19 protein-coding genes are annotated in these 22,219 nt (G+C 65.9%); 10 read left to right on the forward strand and 9 right to left on the reverse strand.

All coding sequences use genetic code 11. The annotated features are described in order from the left end of the window. Positions 1–36: 36 nt before the first annotated feature. Positions 37–1,749, reverse strand: coding sequence for a MocR-like pyridoxine biosynthesis transcription factor PdxR (pdxR, locus tag AC1DB0_RS01630; protein ID WP_476756746.1), 1,713 nt, complete (start codon positions 1,747–1,749; stop codon positions 37–39). A gap of 92 nt (positions 1,750–1,841) precedes the next feature. On the opposite strand from pdxR, the gene AC1DB0_RS01635 reads away from it, so the two are divergent. Further along, positions 1,842–3,560: a M24 family metallopeptidase gene (locus tag AC1DB0_RS01635; protein ID WP_476756745.1), complete on the forward strand. Its 1,719-nt coding sequence runs from the start codon at positions 1,842–1,844 to the stop codon at positions 3,558–3,560. A 19-nt stretch (positions 3,561–3,579) separates the two neighbouring features. Here AC1DB0_RS01635 and AC1DB0_RS01640 read toward each other — a convergent pair whose 3' ends face one another. From AC1DB0_RS01640 to AC1DB0_RS01650, 3 genes are all read right to left on the reverse strand, one after another. Beyond that, positions 3,580–3,951: a hypothetical protein gene (locus AC1DB0_RS01640; protein ID WP_156336395.1), complete on the reverse strand. Its 372-nt coding sequence runs from the start codon at positions 3,949–3,951 to the stop codon at positions 3,580–3,582. A gap of 152 nt (positions 3,952–4,103) precedes the next feature. Then, complete coding sequence (locus AC1DB0_RS01645; RefSeq protein ID WP_476756744.1) at positions 4,104–4,736, reverse strand: Vgb family protein; 633 nt, start codon at positions 4,734–4,736, stop codon at positions 4,104–4,106. 30 nt (positions 4,737–4,766) lie between these two features. After that, positions 4,767–5,996 carry a helix-turn-helix domain-containing protein gene (locus AC1DB0_RS01650; protein WP_476756854.1) on the reverse strand — a complete coding sequence of 410 codons (1,230 nt, stop codon included), beginning with the start codon at positions 5,994–5,996 and terminating at the stop codon, positions 4,767–4,769. 312 nt (positions 5,997–6,308) lie between these two features. Here AC1DB0_RS01650 and AC1DB0_RS01655 point away from each other — a divergent pair, with 312 nt between their 5' ends. The 9 genes from AC1DB0_RS01655 to AC1DB0_RS01695 all read left to right on the forward strand — a co-directional run bounded on the left by AC1DB0_RS01655 (position 6,309) and on the right by AC1DB0_RS01695 (position 16,286). Continuing rightward, entirely contained in the window at positions 6,309–6,827 is a 519-nt protein-coding gene (locus AC1DB0_RS01655) for a hypothetical protein (protein ID WP_476756743.1), read from the forward strand. Between the two features lie 297 nt (positions 6,828–7,124). Beyond that, a complete protein-coding gene (locus tag AC1DB0_RS01660; protein WP_441370939.1) occupies positions 7,125–7,865 on the forward strand; it encodes a DUF3348 domain-containing protein in 741 nt (246 codons plus the stop codon). Between the two features lie 10 nt (positions 7,866–7,875). Continuing rightward, on the forward strand, positions 7,876–11,499 hold the full coding sequence (locus AC1DB0_RS01665; protein ID WP_476756742.1) for a DUF802 domain-containing protein: 3,624 nt from the start codon (positions 7,876–7,878) through the stop codon (positions 11,497–11,499). Next, positions 11,496–12,146 carry an OmpA family protein gene (locus AC1DB0_RS01670; protein ID WP_054421475.1) on the forward strand — a complete coding sequence of 217 codons (651 nt, stop codon included), beginning with the start codon at positions 11,496–11,498 and terminating at the stop codon, positions 12,144–12,146. Before AC1DB0_RS01665 ends, AC1DB0_RS01670 begins: the two co-directional genes overlap by 4 nt. Further along, on the forward strand, positions 12,136–12,951 hold the full coding sequence (locus tag AC1DB0_RS01675) for a DUF2894 domain-containing protein (RefSeq protein WP_476756741.1): 816 nt from the start codon (positions 12,136–12,138) through the stop codon (positions 12,949–12,951). Before AC1DB0_RS01670 ends, AC1DB0_RS01675 begins: the two co-directional genes overlap by 11 nt. A 118-nt stretch (positions 12,952–13,069) precedes the next feature. Then, complete coding sequence (locus AC1DB0_RS01680) at positions 13,070–13,315, forward strand: ParD-like family protein (RefSeq protein WP_054421473.1); 246 nt, start codon at positions 13,070–13,072, stop codon at positions 13,313–13,315. Continuing rightward, positions 13,316–14,107: a type I methionyl aminopeptidase gene (gene map, locus AC1DB0_RS01685; protein ID WP_054421470.1), complete on the forward strand. Its 792-nt coding sequence runs from the start codon at positions 13,316–13,318 to the stop codon at positions 14,105–14,107. It begins immediately after the preceding gene. Between the two features lie 113 nt (positions 14,108–14,220). Then, positions 14,221–15,441 (forward strand): MFS transporter, encoded by a 1,221-nt coding sequence (locus AC1DB0_RS01690; protein ID WP_476756740.1) that lies wholly within the window; start codon positions 14,221–14,223, stop codon positions 15,439–15,441. A gap of 212 nt (positions 15,442–15,653) precedes the next feature. After that, positions 15,654–16,286, forward strand: coding sequence for a glutathione S-transferase family protein (locus AC1DB0_RS01695; RefSeq protein WP_346550203.1), 633 nt, complete (start codon positions 15,654–15,656; stop codon positions 16,284–16,286). A 29-nt stretch (positions 16,287–16,315) separates the two neighbouring features. On the opposite strand, the gene sodC is transcribed toward AC1DB0_RS01695, so the two are convergent. The 5 genes from sodC to AC1DB0_RS01720 all read right to left on the reverse strand — a co-directional run bounded on the left by sodC (position 16,316) and on the right by AC1DB0_RS01720 (position 22,177). Then, on the reverse strand, positions 16,316–16,840 hold the full coding sequence (sodC, locus tag AC1DB0_RS01700) for a superoxide dismutase family protein (RefSeq protein ID WP_054421467.1): 525 nt from the start codon (positions 16,838–16,840) through the stop codon (positions 16,316–16,318). A 146-nt stretch (positions 16,841–16,986) separates the two neighbouring features. Next, complete coding sequence (locus tag AC1DB0_RS01705) at positions 16,987–18,231, reverse strand: DUF445 domain-containing protein (RefSeq protein WP_175169534.1); 1,245 nt, start codon at positions 18,229–18,231, stop codon at positions 16,987–16,989. Between the two features lie 224 nt (positions 18,232–18,455). Further along, positions 18,456–19,769 carry a cation:proton antiporter gene (locus tag AC1DB0_RS01710; protein ID WP_476756739.1) on the reverse strand — a complete coding sequence of 438 codons (1,314 nt, stop codon included), beginning with the start codon at positions 19,767–19,769 and terminating at the stop codon, positions 18,456–18,458. A 103-nt stretch (positions 19,770–19,872) separates the two neighbouring features. Further along, positions 19,873–21,156 carry an AI-2E family transporter gene (locus AC1DB0_RS01715; RefSeq protein ID WP_175169129.1) on the reverse strand — a complete coding sequence of 428 codons (1,284 nt, stop codon included), beginning with the start codon at positions 21,154–21,156 and terminating at the stop codon, positions 19,873–19,875. Positions 21,157–21,247: 91 nt separating this feature from the next. Then, complete coding sequence (locus AC1DB0_RS01720) at positions 21,248–22,177, reverse strand: LysR family transcriptional regulator (RefSeq protein ID WP_175169130.1); 930 nt, start codon at positions 22,175–22,177, stop codon at positions 21,248–21,250. Positions 22,178–22,219: the final 42 nt, after the last annotated feature.

Below are 22,219 nucleotides of genomic sequence, written 5' to 3' on the forward strand. Positions count from 1 at the left end.
CTAAGCGCGCGTCAGGCGTGGCCGCACCCGTCCGGCTCATGCGGCGGACACGGCACCCGCCAACAGCGCGCGCAGCTGCGCGCCCTGTTGCGCGATCTCGGGCTCTGACAAGCCGCTGTAGCCGATCACCAGCCCCGGCGGCAAGGCCACGCGCCGGCAGAAGTCCGATAGCGGCAGCACGGCGATGCCCATGGCCTGCGCCCGCGCCTGCATCCCCGCCATGTCCACATCCGCAGGCAGCCACCACAGCAAATGAAAGCCCGCGTGTTCACCACTGACGCGCAACGGCGCATTGCCCATGGCTTGCGCCAATTCGTGCATCACCTGATCGCGCCGCTGCGCATACACCGCACGCGCCTTGCGAATGTGGCGGGCGAAGCTGCCGTCTTCCAGAAAGCGGGCCAACGTCATCTGCTCGATCATGCTGTTGGACCGCCCGGTGGTGTGGCGCGCGCGCGTGAAGGCAGGCACCCAGCGTTTGGGCAGCACGGCATAGCCGATGCGCAGCGCGTTGAACATGGTCTTGTTGAAGCTGCCCAGGTGAATGACGCGGTCGGCGGTGTCCAGGCTCTTCAACGCGGGCAGCGGCGCGCTGTCGTAGTTGAATTCGCTGTCGTAGTCGTCTTCGACAATCCAGCAGTTTTGCTCCTCGGCCCACGCCAACAATTCCAGACGGCGCGAGACGGGCATCGTGATGCCGGTGGGCGACTGGTGCGCGGGCGTCACGTGTACCAGCTTCACGCCGCGCTGGCGTTTGGCGCGCGCGACCGAAAAGCCCTGCTCGTCAATGGCGATGGGCATCACCTTGGGCGTGAACTGGCTGAACAGCGGCACGGCGGTCAGATAGCCCGGGTCTTCGATCAGCACCTTGTCTTGGCGCGTCAGCAAGATGCGGGCGCTTAGGTCCAGGCCATCCCGGATGCCGGTCAGGATGACGATTTGATCCGGCTCGCACGAAATGCCGCGCACCGCGCCAAGGTAGCGCGCAATCTGCACGCGTAACGGCAGCCAGCCCTGCGATTCCTCGTTGGCCAACTGGCTGGGCGTGACGTGCTGCGCGCTGATCATCAAGCCCTTGCGCCACGCCGGCATGGGAAAAAGCGATGCGTCAGCGGTTCTAGCGGCGAATAAGGGTGTGGGGCCGGGAGGTGTTGCGGACTTGGCGGTGACGGCGCGGCCTGTGCTGCGGGTGCTGGTGTTGGTGCTGTTGCTGCCGGTGCTGCTGGTGCCGGTGTTGGCGCTGATGCCGTCGCCCGGCAAGCCCCTGCGGAAGAAGTTGTCGGGAATCACCGCCGACACGTAGGTGCCTGATCCCACCGTGCCCGCCGTGTAGCCTTCGCCGCGCAATTGGTCATAGGCCGCTTCAACCGTGGAGCGCGACACCTGCCATCGCGCCGCCAGCTCACGCGTGGATGGCAGGCGGGCGCCCTCCGCCAGCACGCCTTTCAAGATGCGTTCCTGAATCTGCCGGTACACCCAGGCCTGTTTGGATTCGCCTGCGCGGGGCGGGTCGGCAGGCAAGTCCAGGCTGGATTCCTGTTTGGTACGCGCGCGCGTGCTCGTACCGGTGCCGGTGCCTTTGCCTGTGCCTGTGCTCGTACCTGTGCCTTTTCCTTTGCCTGCGCCGATGCCTGCGCCGATGCCTGTGCCGATGCCTGTGGCGGTGATGGTGGTGGTGCCGGTGCCGGTGGCGGTGGCGGTGCCTGTGCCTGTGCCTGTGCCATGGCGCTCGATAAGTGGCTTGCTCATTTTTATGAATATGGCTCTATTCGATAAGCCATTCTATCGATAAATTGGCGTGACCAGATTCCTTTATTCCTATGCCAATCAGGAAGACATCGATGTCATCGCCCTACACCATCACGCTGGAAACCGGCTCGTTCACGACCGATGGCGGCACGTCCATTCTGGATGCGGCCTTGGCCCAGGGCGCCCCCGTGCCCTTCTCGTGCCAACGCGGCGAATGCGGCTCGTGCCGGGCGCAGGTAGTGGCGGGTGACTTCGAACCCATCACCGCGCCGAACGAACGTTCCTACGTGCCGGCGGATAACGAATTGCTGATGTGCCAATGCCGCGCCGCCAGCGATCTGAGCTTGCGCTTTGCGCACTGGACCGCGCCTGCCCGCCCCGCGCAGCGCTACGACGCGCGCGTTGTATCGCGGCGGCCGCTAACCACCGGCATCACGCAGCTGATCATCGAAATCCAAGGCGATGACGCGTTCGACTATCTGCCCGGCCAGCACGTGCAGCTGCTGCTGGAGGATGGCGGACGCCGCAGCTTCTCGATTGCCAATACGCCCGGCGCGGCAGGCGCCTGTCGGCTGGAGTTCCATATCCGCCGCACGCCGCAAGGCGCTTTCACCAACAACATCTTGCCCGCGTTAACGCCAGGCGACGCCTTGACGCTGGAAGGCCCGTATGGCGCTTGCGTGTTGCCGTCGACGCTGCCGCACGGGGTCAGCCACTTGGTGCTGCTGGCCACCGGCACGGGCTTGGCCGGCGTGTTTCCCATCTTGATGCGCGCCCTGGAAAGCGATCACTTCACCACCGTGACGCTGTATTGGGGCGCGCGCCAACGGGACGATTGCTACGCCAGCGGCCTCTTGAATGCGCTGCAAGGCAAAGGCCCGGCGTTCCGCTGGCACCCCGTCCTGTCGGGCGACGGAACTGCCCGGCACGACGATGCCCGGCGCGACGGCGCGCACTACGTGCAAGATCGCGCCGCCCAAGCCGGCCATGACTGGGCGCGTACGCTGGTCTACGCCTGCGGCAACGGTGCCATGGTGCGCGCGGCGCAAGCGCGCTTGCGTGATGCCGGGCTACCCGACGGCCGCTTTCAGTCGGAAGCGTTTGTACCGGCAAGCGCCACACTTGCGTCCCCCCCAGCCCCTCCCGCTCACCCCTGGGAACGCGTCAGCGAACGCTTCACGATGGACGGCATCCTGCAAGCCCGCCAACGTTCCATCACCGCCGTGCATGAGATCGCCGCGCTGATGACGCCCGGCATCACCACCGCCGACGCCATCGCACGGGCCGACGCGCACCTGCGCCAGATGGGCGCGTCACACAACTGGCACCCCACCTACATCCGCTTCGGCGCGGATTCACAATCGCCTGCGGTGCAACCCACCGACCGCCAACGCACGCTGGGAGAAGACGACATCTTCGTCATCGACATCGGCCCCGTCTGGGACGGGTATGAAGGCGACTACGGCGACACCTTCGTCACCGGCAGCAATGCCGACCGGCAACGCTGCGCCCAAGCCGCGCGCGACGTCTTCGAACGCACGCGCCTGGCGTGGTTAAACGGCATGACGGGCCAAGCGCTGTATGAGCTGGCCGACACCTACGCGCACGAGCTGGGCTGCAAGCTGGTGCACGAGATACCCGGCCATCGCGTGTCAGATTTTCCGCATGCGCTGTATGGCAAGCATCAGTTGGCCAATGCGGATTTCGTGCCCGGCGATGGCATCTGGGTGCTTGAGATTCAGGTGCGCGACCAGCACCAACCCATCGGCGCTTTTTATGAGGATGTGCTGCTGCGGGCCGCGATGGCCTGAATTGCCCCTACGGCTTGCTCTATGGCTTGCTCTTGCCTTCCACCCAATGCTTGTCGGCAAGCTTGGGGTCGGGAAACGGCAGTTCCATATTGGTCGGCGGCGAGGCCACCCACTTGCCGCCGTCCTGATAGAAGTCCATGGGCGCCTCGGACGTGCCGGCTGGCATCAGCAGCATGGTGGTGCAAGACACCCGGCCCTTGTGCGACGGCTTGGGTGCGGGCAGGCAGGTGCCGATGGCCAGTTGCGAGGTCTTCATCCCGGGTAGATCATCACCCAGCAGCGTCAGCACGGCGGCGTGGGCTTCTTCCGGCGTGGGGATGACAAGGGGCTGGGCCTGGGCCGTGATGCCGATCGCGGCCAAGGCCAACATGCCTAGCGGAGCAAATTTCATGCGGTTCCTAGAGTGGTGCTGGATGGCGCTAAGAGGTGCTGGATAGCGCCAAGGGATGCTGGGATAGCGCCAAGAGGTGCTGGATAACGCTGCGTAGCTCTACATAGCGCTAAGCGCCGCCACCCAACAGCCGTGGCGGCCTTCGAACGATTCTACCCGGGGCGCCGCACTGCCCTGACCTTGCCGGAATTACCCCCGCCGCAGAAGAAGCGGTCGGCGCCATCCGACTCCAGGCCCGACACGCCCACGCCCGCCGGCATGTCCACGCTTTCCAGCACCGCGCCGGTGTCCGGTTCCAGCCGCCGCAATTCGCTGACGTCGTTTTCCCAGGTGCCGTGCCACAGTTGCCCGTCCACCCAGGTGACGCCGGTGACGTAGCGGTTGGAGTCGATCGTGCGCAGCACCTTGCCGGTGCCGGGGTCCACCTGATAGATCTTGCGCTGCTGATACTGGCCGACCCACAACGAGCCATCGGCCCAAGCCATGCCGGAATCGCCGCCGCCACCGGGCGCGGGGATGGTGGACAGGACCTTGCCGTTGGCCGGGTCCAGCTTCTGGATTTTGCCTTCGGCGATTTGATAGAGGTGTTTGCCGTCAAAGGCCGTCCCGGCGTTGGCCGCCACATTCAACGCGCGCGGTGTCTCGCCGCTATCGGGGTCCAGCGCGATCAGTTTTTCGCCGACGGCAAACCAGACCTGATGGCCGTCGTAGGTGACGCCATGCACGCTGTCGACACCAGAGAAAGGGCCGTATTCACGGAGGATTTGGGCTTGGGTTCGTTTCATGACTGTGTCCTTGAAGGAGGAGACTTCATGCTACTGAGCCGGCAACAACACGGGGAGTAACAAGCTTGTCGTGAATGCCGGCACGGCGGGCGTCGTCCAGCGGCGGGCGGGGCCATGGCCCAAGGGCTGCGCCTGACCCGAGGCCGCCAGCGCATCCAACGCCCGCTGCACCGTACGCTGGCTTGCGCCCAACGCCAGAGCCAAGGCAGAGCTGGACCACGCCTGACCGTCGACCAGGCAAGCCAGCACGGCGGCGTGGTCGCGGTCGGCCACGTCGACCGGGCGCGCCAGCACGACGACATTGGCCCCGGCATGAGGCCGCAACACGAAGCCGTGCCGCGTTGCGTTGATGCCCGCCAGCGGCCGCAACGCGGTGCGCAGGCGTCCGATTTCCACGCGCAGCCGCACGCGATGGGAGTCGTCCTGAAAGCCGGTGCGAAACGCTTGGGCGATCAGCAGTTCGCGAGTCACGTCTTGCGGCCAGGCCTCGGCCAGCAGCCGCGCCAGCGTGAACAAGACCGGGCGGCTGGCCAGCGGCACCGTTTGGCCGTCTTGGCGCACGACGTTGCGGCAGGCGTCGATGATCAGCGCCGGGGATGCCAGCAGCGCCTCGACCTCATCCAGCCGCAGATCGCGCGCGCCGTCTTGCAAGACTTCCCGCGCGGCGGGGGCATGCAGCGTCTGCAACGCGTGGTCCACCTCGGCCATCAAGGCGGGAATGCCGGCCTGCCGCGCGGCGTGTTGTGCGCGAGCCAGCGCCGCGCCCGCCGCCCCTGCCTGCACCCGGCGCATGGCGATGCCGCCCGTGATGAGTTCGTGGATGGCGCGCGAGGCGGCGGGCATGGGGCTGGCGTCCACGCCGGCCAGAACGAGATCGGCGTCGTCCAGGCGGCCCAGCAGCAACAGCCGCCGCGCCTGTAGATACGCGGCGTGCGCTGCGTTGAGGGGGTCGCCGTGTGACGCCAATGTGGCGCGTGCCGCGGCCAGCGATTTTTCGGGCCAGGCCAGATCCCGCGAGGCCAGCGCCACTTCGGCTTCGGCCACGATGCAGCGGGCGCGCGCAACCGGATGCGCCGGCCCGAAGGCCCGTGCCGCGTTGCGCAACAGCGCCTTCGCCCGGGAAAAATCACCCAACTGCGCCATGGCGATACCACGCAGGGCCAGCGCGGGGGCCTCGTCACGCAACGCCACGAGGTTCAGCGCGCCCAGCGGGTCGCCCGCGGCCAAGGCGCGCGCCGCGCTTGCGATCAGAAGCTCGATGGTGATCTCGCCCACTTCAATATCCGCCTTGGCATTCGGGTGCGGAACAATCTACCACCGCCGCTGCGTCGGTGGGGCGTGCCGGATGGCGCGCAAATTGGCACAATGCGGGGCTGCCCGGCCGAGCGGCCGTCGGCTCGGCGACCCCAGCTCGGCGCTCCCGGCTAGGCGCTCCCGGCTAGGCGCTCCCGGCTCGGCGACCCCGGCTAGGCGACCCCGACTCGGCGCCCCCAGCTCGGCGCCCCCGGCTAGGCGCCCCCAGCTAGGCGCCCCCAACCAAGTCCCCCGCTAAACCACACATAACTGGAACGTATGGAACTGACGCTACCCAAAAGTCTGCAAAAACCGCTGGAACGCGAGGCCGCCGACGCCAACCGTACGCTGCACGCGCACATTCTGAAGAAGTTGGAATCGGTCACACCGCCGGTTGAAGCCATCAACCCGGCCGTGTTGAAAGCCGGGCTGCCCAAGCTGGTGGACTATCTGTCGCGGATGCCGGGCGTGAACGTGCTGTCCTCGCAGGTGACAAGCGATGCCTATTGGTGGGTCAAGTTCACCATCGACCTTCAGAACCCTTTGGCTTGGCAAGTCGTGCAGGAATTGGGCTTTGTGCTGAACGACGCGTCCATCCACGACAAGCTGCCCACCGTGTTCAAGCCGGTGTCGCCACCCCCGTATATGAATGGCGGCCCGCAGGACTTTTTGTCCTGGGTGATCGAATCGACCTACAACTATATTGACCCCGCCTGGATCGCGCAGACGCTGGAAGGCTACCTGCCCCGCCCCGTCGACGACCTGAGCCAATGGGCCAGCGGGGATGAAAGGGAGTGATCAGCCCAAAGTGAGCGGGTCCGTTGAGCTGGGCCGTTGAGCTGGGCCGTTGAGCTGGGCCGTTGAGCTGGACCCCTTGAGCTGGCCCCCTTGAGCTGGGTCCCTTGAGCTGGGTCCCTTGAGCTGGGTCCCTTGAGCTGGCCCCCTTGAGCTAGGCCCCTTGAGCTGGCCCACTTGAACCGCCCCCAATTGGGCAGCCCCCAAATGATGCGTCCCCACTTATCGCGCGTGGAGCCCTCACCCCGCCCTTAACCTGCCCGTCAGCGTGTAAACTCCCCCCTTTTTGACTCTGGTGGTATGTTGCAAGCCCCACAGCGCACAGGTTTAAGCGGCCCGACGCTCATTCGCTTGCTGACTCGCCTGACGGATGTCGACGTTCCGGAATCCAGGCAATCGCTGTCCGACCATTTGAGCCTGTGGCTCGGTTGGACGGATGCGATCGCGCTTTCCGCGGCCTTGAATACCCGCCCGCCGGTGATCGCCCCTGGCGCGCGTCAGTTCAGCAGTGCCGAAGAGCGCGAATGCGCGCGTGTCCGGACCACGCTGGCCGATGCCATCGCCAGCGATACGGCGGCCACGGCCGCCAAGCGGCTTGTTCCCGGACAAGCGCCGGCCAAGAAGTCGGCGGCTGTAGAGCAAGCCGAGGCCGATTACTCGAATTTTCGTCAGCGGTATCAGTCGTTGCAGCACACGATGGAGACCAGCGTAGGCAATTTGCGCAGCCGTTTGCGCGGCATGGTTGCGGCCAGAAATGGCGAAATGACACGGCTGGCCGTCGTGGACGCCATCATGGACCGCGCGCTGCTACCTAAGGAACGCGCCTTGTTTGGGCTCATTCCAAAGCTGCTTCACACGCATTTTGAACGCCTGCGGCTGGCCGAAGCGCCCGACCTTGAAGCCGAGCCCGCCCCCCAGCCGATTACCCCCGGCGCCTGGCTGGACGTGTTCCGCAAGGATATGCGCAGCGTCCTGCTTGCCGAATTGGATGTTCGTTTACAACCGGTCGAAGGGCTGCTTGCCGCCCTTCGCGCCAGCTAACCAGGACACCATGTCCAAGACTCTGATCAATTTCGTTGTATTCCTGGCCGGTCTGGCCGTTGTGGGCTGGATTGGCGTGGGCTATGCGGGCACGAACCCGCTGGCGCTGGCCGTGACGCTGCTGATTGGCGTCTGTTATCTGGCGGGCGCGTGGGAACTGCTGCGGTATCAGCAGGCCACGTCCACCCTGACGCGGTCCACGGCCTCGCTATCCGAAGCGCCGGCCAGCCTGGGTTCCTGGCTGGATCAGCTGCATCCCAGCCTGCGCAACGCCGCGCGCCTGCGCGTGGAAGGCGAACGCGTCGGCCTGCCCGGCCCGGCGCTGACGCCGTATCTGGTCGGCCTGCTGGTGTTGCTGGGCATGCTGGGCACGTTCCTGGGCATGGTCGTCACGCTGCGCGGCACCGGCATGGCGCTGGAAAGCGCGACCGACCTGGGCGCTATCCGCGCGTCCCTCGCCGCGCCGGTCAAGGGCTTGGGTTTCGCCTTTGGCACGTCGATTGCCGGCGTGGCCACCTCCGCCATGCTGGGCCTGCTGGCTGCGCTGTGCCGCCGTGAACGCGTGCAGGCGGCCCAGTCGCTGGATACCAAGATCGCCACGACCTTGCGCGTGTATTCGCAAAGCTATCAACGCGAAGAATCCTTCAAGCTGCTGCAACGGCAAGCCGAAGTGATGCAGCGTCAGGCCGAAGCCATGCCCACGCTGGTAGACCGCCTGCAAGCCATGATGCAAAACATGGAGCAGCAAACCCGCGCCATCAATGACCGCCAAATGGCCAGCCAGGATGCGTTCCAGGACAAGGCCGAGGCCGCCTACGCCCGCCTGGCGTCGGTGATGGAACAGTCCATGAAGGAAGGCGTGGCCGAAAGCGCGCGCTCGGCCGGCGTGGCCTTGCAGCCCGTTGTTGAAGCCACGATGGCCAGCCTGTCGCGCGAAACCGCCAGCTTGCAAGACACGGTGACGCAAGCCGTGCAGCAGCAATTGAGCAGCCTGACGTCCGGCTTCCAATCGTCTACCGCCAATGTGGCCGACATCTGGAACCAGGCGCTGGCCGGCCAGCAGCGCGCAAGCGAAACGCTGGCGCAGGACTTGCGCGCCTCCCTCGACCGCTTTGCCGAAACGTTTGAGCAACGTTCGTCCGCCCTGCTGGATGGCGTGTCGGCGCGAATGGAAACGTCGTCGGGCAATATGTCCGAGGCCTGGACCTCGGCGCTATCGCGCCAGGAGCGCGTCAGTGAGAAGCTGGCGGGCGACAACCTGCAAGCCCTGACGGCCGCTGCCGCCAGCTTTGAACAACACTCGGCGTCGCTGTTGCGCACGCTGAACGACTCGCACGCGCTGCTGCAATCGGACCTGGCCTCGCGCGATCAGCAACGCCTGGCCGCCTGGACGGAAACGCTGGGCGCCATGGGCGCCACGCTGCGCCAGGAATGGGAACAGGCTGGCACGCAAGCCGCCGCCCGTCAGCAAGCCATCAGCGACACGCTGGCGCAAACCGTGCGCGACATCAACGCCCAGGCCGCTGCGCAAGCCAGCGTGCTGGAAGGCGTGTCGGCGCGCATGGAAGCCGCGGCCAACAACGTGTCGGCCCGCTGGGATTCGGCCTTGTCGCGCCAGGAACAGGTCAGCGAGACCTTGGCCCGCGACAATCAACAGGCCCTGACCACCGCCGCTGCCGCGTTCGAACAGCACTCGGCGTCGCTGCTGCGCACGCTGGACCAGTCGCATGCCGACCTGCAAACGGCGCTGGCCGCCAAGGACCACGAGCGTCTGTCCGCCTGGACGGATTCGCTTGCCGCCATGGCCGCCACGCTGCGTCAGGAATGGGAACAGGCTGGCGCGCAAGCCGCCAGCCGCCAGGAAGCGATCAGCGAGTCGATGGCGCGCACCGCGCGCGACATCACCGCGCAAACCGAAGCGCAAGCGCTGCTGCTGGAAAGCGTGTCGGCCCGTTTGGAGTCCGCCGCGAACGGCGTGTCGGACCGCTGGACCACCGCATTGGCCCGCCAGGAGCAAGTCAGCGAGAAGCTGGCTGCCGACAATCAGCAAGCCTTGACGACGGCCGCCGCCACCTTCGAACAACACTCGGCGTCCTTGCTGCGCACGCTGGAACAATCGCACGCCGATCTGCATACGGCGCTTGCCGCGCAAGACCACGAGCGTCTGGCGGCGTGGACCGGCACCTTGACCGCCATGGCCGCCACGCTGGGCCAGGAATGGAAGGCCGCTGGCGAGCACACCGTTGCCCGCCAACAGGAAATCAGCGACACGCTGGCCTTGACCGCGCTGGACGTCACCGGCCAGACGGAAGCGCAAGCCCGCCTGCTGGAGACCGTGTCGGCCCGCCTGGAAACGGCGGCAAGCAGCGTGACGCAGGCCTGGACCGACGCGCAGGCGCGCCAGGAACAGGTCGGCGAAAAGCTCGCGGCGACCCACCAGCAAGCACTGAAGACCGCCGCCGCCACGTTCGAACAACACTCGGCATCGTTGCTGCGCACGCTGGACCAGTCGCACGCCGATTTGCAAGCGGCGCTGGCGTCCAAGGATGAAGCACGGCTGTCCGCCTGGACCGCGAAGCTGGCCGCGCTGGCCGACGCGCTGGGCCAGGAATGGGAGCTGGCGGGCGTGCAAGCCGCGTCGCGTCAGGAAGCCTTGACGCAAGCCCTGGCCCAAACCACCCGCGACATCACTGCACAAACCGAAGCGCAGGCGACCGTGCTGGAGGCCGCATCGACCCGTCTGGAGACAGCGGCAAGCAGCGTCACGCAGGCCTGGACCGACGCGCAGACGCGCCAGGAGCTGGTCAACGAGCAATTGGCGGCGAGCCATCAGCAGGCGCTGGAAACGGCAGCGGCTACCTTCGAACAACACTCGGCGTCGTTGCTGCAAACGCTGGACCAATCGCACGCGACGCTGCAAGCCGAGCTGGCTGCAAACGACGAAGCGCGCCTGGGCGCCTGGACCGGCAAGCTGGCCGCCGTGGCCGACACGCTGGCCCAGACCGCACACGACATCACGTCGCAAACGCAGGCGCATGCCAGCGAGACCATTGCCGAGATCAGCCGCTTGGTGCAAGCCGCGTCCGAAGCCCCGAAGGCCGCGGCGGACGTCATCGGTGAATTGCGCCAGAAGCTGTCGGACAGCATGGTGCGCGACAACGACATGCTCGAAGAACGCAACCGCCTGCTCGACACGCTGGACACGCTCTTGAACGCGGTCAATCACACCGCTGCCGAACAACGCACAGCCGTGGACGCGCTGGTGGCCTCGTCGGCCGAGCTGCTGGAACGCGTGGGCACGCAGTTCACCGACCGCGTCGAAGCCGAAACCGGCAAGCTTGCCGATGTGGCGGCGCATGTGACCAGCAGCGCCGTGGAAGTGGCCAGCCTGGGCGAATCCTTCGGCACGGCGGTGCAGCTGTTCGGCGAGTCCAACGACAAGCTGGTCGCGCACCTGCAACGCATCGAAGCGGCGCTGGACAAGTCCATCGCGCGTGGCGACGAGCAACTGTCCTACTACGTGGCGCAAGCGCGTGAAGTGGTTGACCTGAGCCTGATGTCGCAAAAGCAGATCATCGAGAACCTGCAACAGCTGGCCGTCCAGCGCGCCACCGCCGGAGCGGAAGCCGCATGAGCGAAGACATCGACGGCGGCGTCGAGGCCTCCTCCCCCGCCTGGGCCGTCTTCGGCGACCTGATGTCGGTGCTGCTGGGCGCCTTTGTGCTGATCCTGGTCAGCGTGATCGGCGTGCAGTTGCAGTTGTCGACGCAGCTGGAAGAAGAGGTCAAGCAGCGCCAGGAAGAAACGCAACGGCGCGAGACGCTGGAGCAGGCGCTGGCCGGGCCGCTTGCGGCGGGCCGCGTCACCTTGATCAATGGCCGCATCGGCATCAGCGGCAGCGTGCTGTTTGCGCTGAACTCCGATCAGTTGCAGCCCGAAGGCCGGGAGATTCTGAAGACGCTGATCGAACCGCTGTCCGCGTATCTGAAGACGCACGACGAAATCCTGATGGTCAGCGGGTATACCGACGACCAGCAGGTGCGCGAAGGCAACCGCCGTTTTGCGGACAACTGGGATTTGTCGGCGCAGCGCGCCTTGACGGTGACGCGTGCGCTGATCGATGAAGGCGTGCCGTCGTCCACCGTGTTCGCCGCCGCGTTCGGCTCGGAGCAGCCGGTGGCGTCCAACGCCGACGAGGAAGGCCGCGCCAAGAACCGCCGCGTGGAGATCACCCCGATCCCCAAGCCGTCCAACGAACCGGGAAAACCGCGTGAGCAGTGACGGCAGCGCGGGCGTCTCGCCCGACCTTCGTAGCCTTGGCGACGTTCAGGGCGTGCAGGACGTCCGCGACGGTCAGGACGTTCAGGACGCTCAGGACGTCCGCGACGGTCATGACGTCCCCGGCACTGGCCACGCTCACGACGCGCAGGCCACGCTGGACGCCTGGCGCGACAGCGGGGCTGCCCATGCCGACCCGGTGCGCTTTCAGTTCATGAGCGCCATGGCGCGGCGCACGGCGGCATTGCATGGCCCCGCGCGGCAAATGCTGGACGCGAAGTTGGCGGGCTTGCTTAGCGCCTATGAAGCCTCGCTGAACGCGCCTGCCCCGCAGCAGGAAGCGCCCCCTTCCGATGATGCCCCCAGCGCGCTGGCCGGCCTGATCGATTACCTGGCGTACCCGGATGCCCCCGACGGCGACACCGCCTGGACGCGCGACGCGCTGGGGCTGCGCGAAGCCTACCCCGATGTGCAGATGCTGGAGTACTTCCGCGCCGTCTGGTCCCGCGTCAGCGCCGACCGGCAGGTGCGGCAATCGCAGGAACAGGTCCACAAGAACGCAGGCCCGCTGAATTCGAATCAGCTGGTGCACCGCGCCTTGTCGCTGATGCGCGAGCTGTCGCCGGGGTATCTGCAACAGTTCCTGTCGTACACGGACGCGCTGATGTGGATGGAGCAGATTCAAGCTGCGACGGCGCCCGCGCCCAAGGATGCCGGGCGCGCGGGCTCGGCCAAGGCAGGCTCCGCCAAGACAGGCTCCGCCAAAGCCGGCGCGGCCAAGAAGACGTCGCGGGCCAAGGCGCGCTGATCGCGCCGATCGCGTTGCTGGCGGCAGCGCCGCCTTTCACCCCCCCTCGATTTGCGCGCCAGCCCTTTCTGGGATTACCATACGATCCATATACAAACCATATACGGATCATTCCCTCATGGGCCTCGTCAAAGTCTCTGAGCAGATGCACGAAAATCTGCGCGTCGCCAGCGGCGCACTCAGCCGCTCGATCAATTCCCAAGCTGAACACTGGATGCGCATCGGCATGCTGTCCGAGCTTTATCCCGAACTGCGCCACGCGGACATCTGCCAATTGCTGATCCGCATCGAACAGGCGGAAGGCTTCACCATTGCGTCCTTGTCCCGGCGCTTGCCGGACGGCGTCCAGCAGGAGGCCGCGTAAATGGCAAGAAAGGTTTCCATTAAATCCGCCGCCGATATCGAAATGGCCCGCAAGGCCGGCGCGATGGCGGCGGAAGTGCTGCATATGATCGGCGAACACGTGCGCCCCGGTGTCACCACCGATGAGCTCGACCGCATCTGCAACGAATACATCGTGAACGTGCTGAAGGCCATTCCGGCCAACGTGGGCTATCACGGCTTTCCGAAGACCATCTGCGCGTCGGTCAACCACGTCATCTGCCACGGCATTCCGTCTTCCAAGGTGCTGAAGAACGGCGACATCCTGAACATCGACGTGGCCGTCATCAAAGACGGCTGGTTCGGCGACACCAGCCGCATGTACTACGTGGGCCAGCCCAGCCAGTTGGCGCGCCGCCTGGTCAACACCACGTACGAAGCCACGCGCGCCGGCATCATGGCGGTGAAACCCGGCGCCACGCTGGGCGACATCGGCCACGCCATTCAAACGGTGGCGCATCGCGAACACTTTTCCATCGTGCGCGAATACTGCGGCCACGGCATTGGCCAGATCTATCACGACGAACCGCAAGTGCTGCACTACGGCCGCCCGGGCGAAGGCCTGGTCTTGCAACCCGGCATGATGTTCACGATTGAACCGATGATCAACGCCGGCAAGCCCGCCACCAAGCAGTTGCCGGACGGCTGGACGGTGGTCACGAAAGACCGCTCGCTGTCGGCGCAATGGGAACACATGGTCGTCGTGACGGAAACCGGCTACGAAGTGCTGACGCCCTGGCCCGACGGCTACGGCGACTATCCCGCCATTCCCTGACCGGCCGATTCAACGCTTCCACCCTTGCCCATGGCAAGGACCGGAGTGCGGGTAAGCAAGGGCACGATCATGATCGTGCCCTTGTTGTTTTCGAGCGCCTGATGGCGTTACCCATGTCTGCCCTGCCCTCTGCCTTCCGCCGTTTGGCCGCCTCGAATCTGGCCGCTCAGTTTTCCGAACAGATGGCGCTGGCGGCCGCGCCCCTGGTTGCCGTGCTGGCGCTGGACGCCACCGCTGCGCAAACGGGCTATCTGCAAACGGCGCAGACCTTGCCCTTTCTGTTGCTGTCCCTGCCGGCGGGCGTGCTGGCCGACCGCATGTCGCGCCGCGCGCTGATGACGGCGGCCGAGTGCGTGCGCGCGTGCAGCTTGCTGGCGTTGCTGGCGCTGCTGTGGCTGGGCGCACTCAGTCTGGCGTGGCTGGCGGCGTTGGGATTTTTAGGCGCAGTGGGTACGGTGGCCTATAACGTCGCCGCCCCGGCGCTGGTGCCGCGCCTGGTGCCTGCCCGCGAACTGGCCAGCGCCAACCGCTGGCTGGAACTGGCGCGCAGCTGCGCGTTTTCCGCGGGGCCGGCCGCAGGCGGCGCGCTGGTGGGCTGGATGGGTGCGCCGACGGCGTATGTGCTGGCCACCACGTTGTCGCTATTAGCCGCGGTGCTGCTTGCCGGTTTGCCGCAGGACGCGCCCACATCCACGGCCCGCCGCGAAGTGTTGGCCGAACTGCGCGCCGGCGCGGCCTTTGTCGTCGCGCACCCGCTGTTGCGGCCAGTGCTGATCACCGCGGTGTTCTTCAACACCGCCTGGTTCGTGCTCCAGGCCGTGTACGTGGTGTATGCGATTGAACGGCTGGGGTTGTCGGCGGCGGGGGTGGGCATCACGCTGGGCGTGTATGGCGCCGGCATGCTGGCGGGCGCGCTGGCCGCGCCCTGGCTCGCGCGTCGGCTGTCGTTCGGCGCGATGATCGCGCTGGGGCCGCTGTCGGCGCTTGTGGCCAGCGCCATTCTGCTGTCGACCTTGGCCTATGCGTCCGGCCCATGGGCCGCGGTGGGGTTCTTTCTGTTTGGCGCCGGGCCGATTCTATGGACCATCACCACCACCACGCTGCGCCAGGCGGTGACGCCGAATGCGCTGCTGGGCCGCGTATCGGCAGTGATTCTGACCGCGACGTTCGGCGCGCGGCCCGTGGGCGCGCTGATCGGCGCAACGCTGGCGGCGCGCGTCAGCCTGGACGCCTGCCTATGGGTGTCCACGGCCGGGTTCCTGGTGCAATTTCTGGTGTTGTTCGCGTCACCCGTGCTGCGATTGCGCAGCCAGCCGGATGCGGTGGGAGTTTGAGCGGATGGGGGTTGCGCGGGTGGGGATTGCGCGGGTGGGGATTGCGCGGGATGGGTTTGCGCGGATAGGGATTGCGCGCTTGGGGTTATAGCTGCCAAGGCCTTGCTCCCGCCCTGCGCTGTTACCCCCGGCGCGGCCGCGATCTGTATCTGGCGGCGCGGCTTTCACGCCGCTAGACTGGCGCAAATTTCCTCTCTACCTGCCGCTGCAAGATGCTGAAAATATTAGGCAAGGCCTCATCCATCAATGTGCGCAAAGTGTTGTGGACCTGCGCCGAACTACGCTTGCCGTTCACGCGGGAAGACTGGGGCGCGGGCTTTCAGCCGACGAGCGACCCCGCCTTTCTCGCATTGAATCCCAACGCCATGGTCCCCGTCATTCAAGACGGCGATTTCGTGCTGTGGGAATCGAACAGCATCATCCGCTACCTGTGCGCACAATATGACGGGCAGCCTCTATACCCCGCCGAACCCAAACTGCGCGCGCGTATCGACCAGTGGATAGACTGGCAGGCGACAGATCTGAACCGGTCCTGGAGTTACGCCTTCATGGCGCTGGCGCGGCAATCGCCCGCGCATACGGATGCGGCCAGCATCGAGGCATCGTGCCAGAGCTGGTCGCACACCATGGGCATCCTGGAGCAACAACTGGCGCGCACCGGCGCGTATGTGGCGGGCCAGGATTTCACGCTGGCGGACATTCCCATCGGCTTGTCCGTCAACCGTTGGTTCTGCACGCCTTTCGGGGAATTCTCTAAGCCCGCCCTGCCCGCCGTCATGGCCTACTACGACCGGCTTGCCGCCCGCGAGGGCTACCGGCTGTACGGCCGCAACGGCACGGCCTGACGACGCCGGCAGGTCTGACGTAAACCGGCTTACTTCACCACGCCGCACACCAGACGGCCGCCTCCGCCGCCCAACGGCGCGGGCGTGTCACTGTAGTTGTCGCCGCCCACGTGCACCATCACCGCGTGCTTCTTCACGTCGGCCAGCTTCAAATGCGGCGCAACGACCGCTTTCTTGGCGGTGCCATCGGCCGCCACCACGATGAACGGCAGGTCGCCCTGGTGCCCATCGGTGGCCATCGGCCCCTTGTGCGCCTTGGTGCCCTTGGGGTCCAGGTGGCCGCCCGCAGCGCCGCCCGGGGCCATCTGGTTATTCACCATGCCCGGCATGCACGAATCCTTTTCATGGACGTGAAAGCCGTGCTCGCCCGGCGGCAGGCCCTTCAGGTTCGGCGTAATCTGCAAGCCGCCCTTGGTGTCCTTCAGTGAAATCGTGCCGGCGCTCTTGCCCAGGCCGTCGGCCGTCAGGAACGTCATGGTGACGTTTTCGGCAAGCGCGGCGCTGGACGCGCCTGCGAGTGCCAGCGTCGCAACTAGCATCGAGATTTTCTTCATGAAGTGCCTCCTGGAATCATGCACACAAGGTGCGGATGCCCGGCCGGGCGAACCGCGCCGCCCTGGCCCATGGCGCAGAAAACAATAGCACCGGGGCGGCAGAAACAGCCAGCAATCTTCATTCCTGATACAAGCGGGCAGGCTTGTTAACGATTCACCAGCAGCACCAGCGCGTGCAGCGCCACGCCGATCAGGCCGCCCACCAGCGTGCCATTGAAGCGGATGTATTGCAGGTCGCGGCCCACGCTCAGTTCCAGTTCATCCACCAGATGGCGTTCATCCCAGTTTTTCACCGTGCGCGAAATGTGTTCGGTCACGCCAATGCGCAGCCGGCCGGTCAGCCGGCGCGCGCTGCCCAGCACATGGTTGTTGATGGCGTCACGCAGGCTCGGGTCTTCGCCCAGCTTGCGGCCCAGCGCCAGCAAGGCGCTTTCCAGATGGCGGGCCAGCGCGGAATCTTCGTCGGACAGATCGCGCCGCAATGCAGCATGAATGTCGTCCCACAGGCCTTGCACGTATTCCTGCACCTTGGGATGGTCGATGGCGCGTTGCTTCAAGTCTTCCACTTGCGCCGACAAGGCCGGATCGCTTTTCAGGCGTTCGATGTAGTTCAGCACCCAGGCCTCGTAGTCGCGCCGCACCGGGTGATCGGGTTCGGACAGCACGTCGCGCACTTCCTGCACCAGCGCCAGCGCAAGGCGGTCGGCCAGGTTGTCGGCGATGCCGTCCACCGACTTGATCACGTCCACCGCCGCGATGATGCGCGGCCATTCCTTGCGCGCAAACTTCACCAGCAGCGTCGACGCGCGTTCTTTCACGTCGTCTTCGCCCAGATAACCGCCCAGGCGTTCCATGGCCGCATCCAGCAATTCCTGATGCCGCCCGTCGCGCGTCAAAAGCCCCAGAATTTCGCCCACGGTGCCGGCCGCATCCCAGCGCCGCAGATTCTTCACAACGAATTCCTGGATGACGCCGCGCACCGCTTGTTCATCCAGCATGTCCAGCGTCTGCAAGGCTACTCGGCGCGCGCCATCGCTTAGTGCATGCGCCTGCTTGGGGCGCACCAGCCAGCGCGACAGGCGCGCGGCTGGGTCGAAGACGCGCAGCTTTTCCATCAGCGTGTCCGGGTCCAGAAAGTGATCGCGAACGAACACGGCCAGGTTGTCGCCGATGCGGTCTTTGTTGCTGGGGATGATGGCCGTGTGCGGAATGGGTAGGCCCATGGGCCGGCGAAACAGCGCCACCACGGCGAACCAGTCAGCCAGCGCGCCCACCGTTGCCGCTTCGCAAAACGCCCGCACCCACGCCCATGCGCCCTGTCCGCCCATGACGTGGCTGGTGATAAAGCCGCAAACCATGGCCACCAGCAACGCCAGCGCGGCAATTTTCATGCGCCGCAATTGCGTGCGGCGCACGTCGGACGCCAAGGTCGAATGGTGGATGGCAGAAGTGGAAGGCGGCGGAACGGTACGGGCAGAGTCGGGCATGAAATATCCGGCGAGGCGATGCGTCAGCATAACAACAGGCGAGGCGGATCGGCGTAAGAGAACGGGCGCGGACGGTGCGATTGAAATGCGCCCATCCCCCGACCCCAGGCGCTTGCCGCGCCGGGCCATTACGGCGCACGCGCACCGTGATAGCGCCGCAGCAAGGGTTGCGCCGACACGCCGTGCACCAGCACCGACCCCACAATGGCCGCCAGCAGCACCGGCGCCAGGCTCTGCGTCACGCCGCGCGGCGCTTGCTCCATGGCCAGCAGCAGGTAATAGAACGTGCCGACGCCACGGATGCCCAGCCAACCCGCCAGCCCGCGTTGGCGCCTGTCCAGCGTGGACCCCGCCAGCGACAGCAGCACGCTCGCCGGCCGCACCGCCATGAACAACACGGCAATGACGACAAGCGGCATCACGCCCAGCAGGTCGCGCCAGCACGCCGACACCACGCAGCCGATGATCAGCATCAACGCCAGTTCCACAAAGCGTTCCAGCCCGACCGAAATCGCCATCATCGATTCAGCCAGATGCGCGTGGGCCAGCTTGGGGTCTTGCGCGCTTTCCTCCTGTTTAGCGGGCGTCACGTCCTCAACCGCGGCGCGCGGGTTCTGGCTGCCGCCGGTTGCGCGCAGCTCTTGCTGACGCAAGGCCACGCCCGCGCAGAACACCGCCAGAAAGCCGTAGCCATGCGCCAGCAGCGTGGCGCCGTAGCACAACGCAATCAGGCCCAACGCCAGAAATTCATCCACCCCCAGCGCATTGCCAAAGCGGATGCGCAACATGGCGATCAGGCGTTCACTGAGCGTGCCCATCAGCCAGCCAATGGCAATGGCCACGGCCACGCCCCAGACGAGTTCGGCGGCCAATGTCCAGGGGTGCAGCAAGCCATCCGGCCCGGCATTGCACAAGGCAATGCCCAGCACCACAAAGGGAAAGGCCGCGCCATCGTTCGCCCCGCCCTCACCTGACAAGGCAAAGCGCAGCGGGTCGTCGTCGCCAGCTTCCAGCGGCCGCAGTTCATTGGCCAGCACCGGGTCGGTGGGCGCCAACGCCGCCGCCAGCAGCACTGCCGGCCCCAGCGCCAGGCCCCAGCCGGCCATGCCCAGCACCGTCATCATGCCGATCGTCAGCAACATGGCGGGCGCAGCCAGCCACAGTGGCAGGCGCCATAGCGTGTGTCCGCACGCCACGCGCAGGTGCATGCCGATAGCGAACAGCGATACCGGCAGCGCCGCTTCGGTGATCAGCCGCAGCGCATGGCGGTCGTCGTACACGTCCAAGGTCAGCAGGCCCAGGCCTGCCGGGCCGATCAGGAAACCGACAGCCAGGTAGATCATGGCGCCCGTCATCGGCAGCGCGTCGATGAAACGCTTGGCCAGCGCCATCAGCGCGAACAGCGCGCCGATCAGCAGGAACCAAACCGCTTCGATATTCACGTTCACGCTCCGTACGCGGCAATTGGGTGCGGCGACCCTGGGGGTCAAGCCCCGGTGTTATGGCCTGACTTCGCGCCCGGACATCACGCCCGGACATCACGCGCTACTCGCCCAGAAACTCCGACACCGCCTCCAGCCCTTCGATGTGGTCCGCCACCACCTTCGCGATGAACGCAATGGGCACCGACAGCAGCGTGCCCCAGATGCCCCACAGCCAGGTGAACAGCAACAGCATCATGAACACGGCCACCGCGTTCATGCGGGCGATGCGGCCAGACATCCAGGTCGTGACCACCACGCCGATCAAGAGCGCAATGGCGACCGAACTACCCGCCACCGCCAGCGCCGGCCCGAGCTCGCCGAACTGCACCAGCGCGGCAATGCCAGTGGCCACCGCCGTCAGCAGCGGGCCGAAGTACGGAATGATGTGCAGCGCGCCAGCCACCACGGCCCAGGTGGCGGCGTTTTCCAGGCCCAACAGCCGAAACACCCCCCAGGACAACAGGCCCAGCACCAGGTTAGTCACCAGCATCATCGCCATGTAGCGGTGAATGGCGCTGTTGATCTGGTCCAGCATGTGCACGCTGATTTTTTTCTGCGACAAGGTCTTGCCCGCCACTTTCACGAACTTGCGCTTGAACGCGTTGCCGGACAACAGCAGGAAAAACACCAGGAACACGCCCATGGTCGCCTGGCCCAGAAAGGCGGCCAGGCCCTTGGAGCCCCACAGCAGGATGTCGCTAAGACCCGAATCGGACTTGGCCACGACCACTTGCCGGCCCGGCGCAATGCCGCCAGTGTCTTGCAGCACGCTGGCCGCGCCTTTGACGCGTTCCATGATCGAGCCATCCCCGCTGGTAAAGCCGCTAAGCGTGCGAGACAACTTCGCAGAGATTTCAGGCAGCGCCTGCACGATGGAGCCCACCTGGCTTTGCGTGGCGTAGACCAGCCCGGTCAGGCCAATAGCCATCACCCCCATCAACACCAGAATGCCCACGGCACGCGGCAAGCGGGCGCGCTCCATCAGCGTGACGGCGGGGTCCAGCGCATAGGCCACGACAATCGCCATCACCACCGGCACGATGAATTCCTGCGCGAGCTTCAACGAAAACAGCACGGCCAGCACCGTCAGCGTGGTCAGGCAGGCGCCGCGCGCCCACACGTGCGTGACGTTGGGCGCAATATCGGGGATCAAGCCGACGTCTTGCGCGGTGACTTTGTCTTCCTTGCCCGCCTCGTCGTTGGACGCGTCCTTGCCCGCCTCGTCGTTGGACGCGTCTTCGTGCACCACGGCGTTGGCCGCCTGGTCCTTCGCGGCCTGTTCCTTGCGCGCGGACGCACGGCTGCCGGCGTCCTCCCCGTGTGGCGTCAAGACCGCCGGCGTCATGCTTTCCATCCTGCCCTCGCATTGAATTGTTCAATGCGCCCAGCAAGTATCGTTCCCGGGTCGGCCAGCCGCCCGCTATTCGCCGCCCCCGTCAGCCCGCCACGGCCAGCAGCCCCGCCTGGCCTTCATGCCCGCGCTGGGCGCGTTCCAGAATGAACTCGATCATCATCGAAATGGCGCGCGGATGATGGCGGTTCGGCATGTACAGCATGTACATGCCGCGCCCGAAGATGCTTAAACGCCATTCCGACAGCATCGGCAGCAGTTCGCCGCGCGCAATGTCATCGTGCACCACGTAGTCAGGCACCACGCCCACGCCCAGCCCGGCCCGGATCGCATCCCGCAGGAACGCGTAGTTGCGCGAAATGACCGTGGGTTCCAGCACCACATGCTGCCGGGGCTGGCCGCCGTAGTAGGCCGACAGCCGCAAGGGCCGGCCAATGACGGCGGCGCTGATGATCCGGGTTTGCGCCAGATCTTCGGGCCGTTGCGCCAGCCCGTGCGCATCGGCATACGCCGGGGACGCGCAAGCCACATAGCGCACCTGCCCCAGCTCGCGCGCCACCAGATTCTGTGGCGGCTCGGACATGATGCGCACGGCAATATCGACTTCATCGCGCAGCAGGTCGTCCACGCTGTTCTCAAACAGTACGTCCAGCACGATGTCGGGATACGCCTGCTTGAACTCCAGCAGCCACGGCGTCATCACGAATTGCCCATAGCCGCTGGGCACGCTTAAGCGCACCCGGCCTTGCGGCGTCTTGCCCAGGGTTTCCACGGACTCGCGGGCGGCAACCAGTTCGTCTTGAATGCTGCGGCCATGCTGATACAGCTTCAGGCCGATTTCGGTGGCTTCGATGTGGCGCGTCGTGCGCCGCACCAACTGCATCCCCACCGATCGCTCCAGCTGATTCAGGTGATAGCTGACATTGGCGCGCGTCATTTTCAGCCGGCGCGCGGCCTCGCTCAAATTGCCGGCATCCAGAATTTCCACCAGCAAAGTCAGGGATTTGGTGTCCATGGGCGTCTCCTTGGGCGTGATTGTCAAATTTTCTTATCCGCC

Source organism: Achromobacter sp. 10T422 (assembly GCF_056394065.1).

What these genes read in the sequence shown, in the direction of transcription:
- sodC (WP_054421467.1), bottom strand. Translation starts at nt 16,840, where the DNA reads ATGAAGAAAATCTCGATGCTAGTTGCGACGCTGGCACTCGCAGGCGCG.
- AC1DB0_RS01670 (WP_054421475.1), top strand. Translation starts at nt 11,496, where the DNA reads ATGAGCGAAGACATCGACGGCGGCGTCGAGGCCTCCTCCCCCGCCTGG.
- AC1DB0_RS01665 (WP_476756742.1), top strand. Translation starts at nt 7,876, where the DNA reads ATGTCCAAGACTCTGATCAATTTCGTTGTATTCCTGGCCGGTCTGGCC.
- AC1DB0_RS01695 (WP_346550203.1), top strand. Translation starts at nt 15,654, where the DNA reads ATGCTGAAAATATTAGGCAAGGCCTCATCCATCAATGTGCGCAAAGTG.
- AC1DB0_RS01660 (WP_441370939.1), top strand. Translation starts at nt 7,125, where the DNA reads ATGTTGCAAGCCCCACAGCGCACAGGTTTAAGCGGCCCGACGCTCATT.
- AC1DB0_RS01705 (WP_175169534.1), bottom strand. Translation starts at nt 18,231, where the DNA reads ATGAAAATTGCCGCGCTGGCGTTGCTGGTGGCCATGGTTTGCGGCTTT.
- AC1DB0_RS01655 (WP_476756743.1), top strand. Translation starts at nt 6,309, where the DNA reads ATGGAACTGACGCTACCCAAAAGTCTGCAAAAACCGCTGGAACGCGAG.
- AC1DB0_RS01635 (WP_476756745.1), top strand. Translation starts at nt 1,842, where the DNA reads ATGTCATCGCCCTACACCATCACGCTGGAAACCGGCTCGTTCACGACC.
- AC1DB0_RS01680 (WP_054421473.1), top strand. Translation starts at nt 13,070, where the DNA reads ATGGGCCTCGTCAAAGTCTCTGAGCAGATGCACGAAAATCTGCGCGTC.
- pdxR (WP_476756746.1), bottom strand. Translation starts at nt 1,749, where the DNA reads ATGAGCAAGCCACTTATCGAGCGCCATGGCACAGGCACAGGCACAGGC.
- AC1DB0_RS01640 (WP_156336395.1), bottom strand. Translation starts at nt 3,951, where the DNA reads ATGAAATTTGCTCCGCTAGGCATGTTGGCCTTGGCCGCGATCGGCATC.
- AC1DB0_RS01720 (WP_175169130.1), bottom strand. Translation starts at nt 22,177, where the DNA reads ATGGACACCAAATCCCTGACTTTGCTGGTGGAAATTCTGGATGCCGGC.
- AC1DB0_RS01690 (WP_476756740.1), top strand. Translation starts at nt 14,221, where the DNA reads ATGTCTGCCCTGCCCTCTGCCTTCCGCCGTTTGGCCGCCTCGAATCTG.
- AC1DB0_RS01645 (WP_476756744.1), bottom strand. Translation starts at nt 4,736, where the DNA reads ATGAAACGAACCCAAGCCCAAATCCTCCGTGAATACGGCCCTTTCTCT.
- AC1DB0_RS01715 (WP_175169129.1), bottom strand. Translation starts at nt 21,156, where the DNA reads ATGACGCCGGCGGTCTTGACGCCACACGGGGAGGACGCCGGCAGCCGT.
- map (WP_054421470.1), top strand. Translation starts at nt 13,316, where the DNA reads ATGGCAAGAAAGGTTTCCATTAAATCCGCCGCCGATATCGAAATGGCC.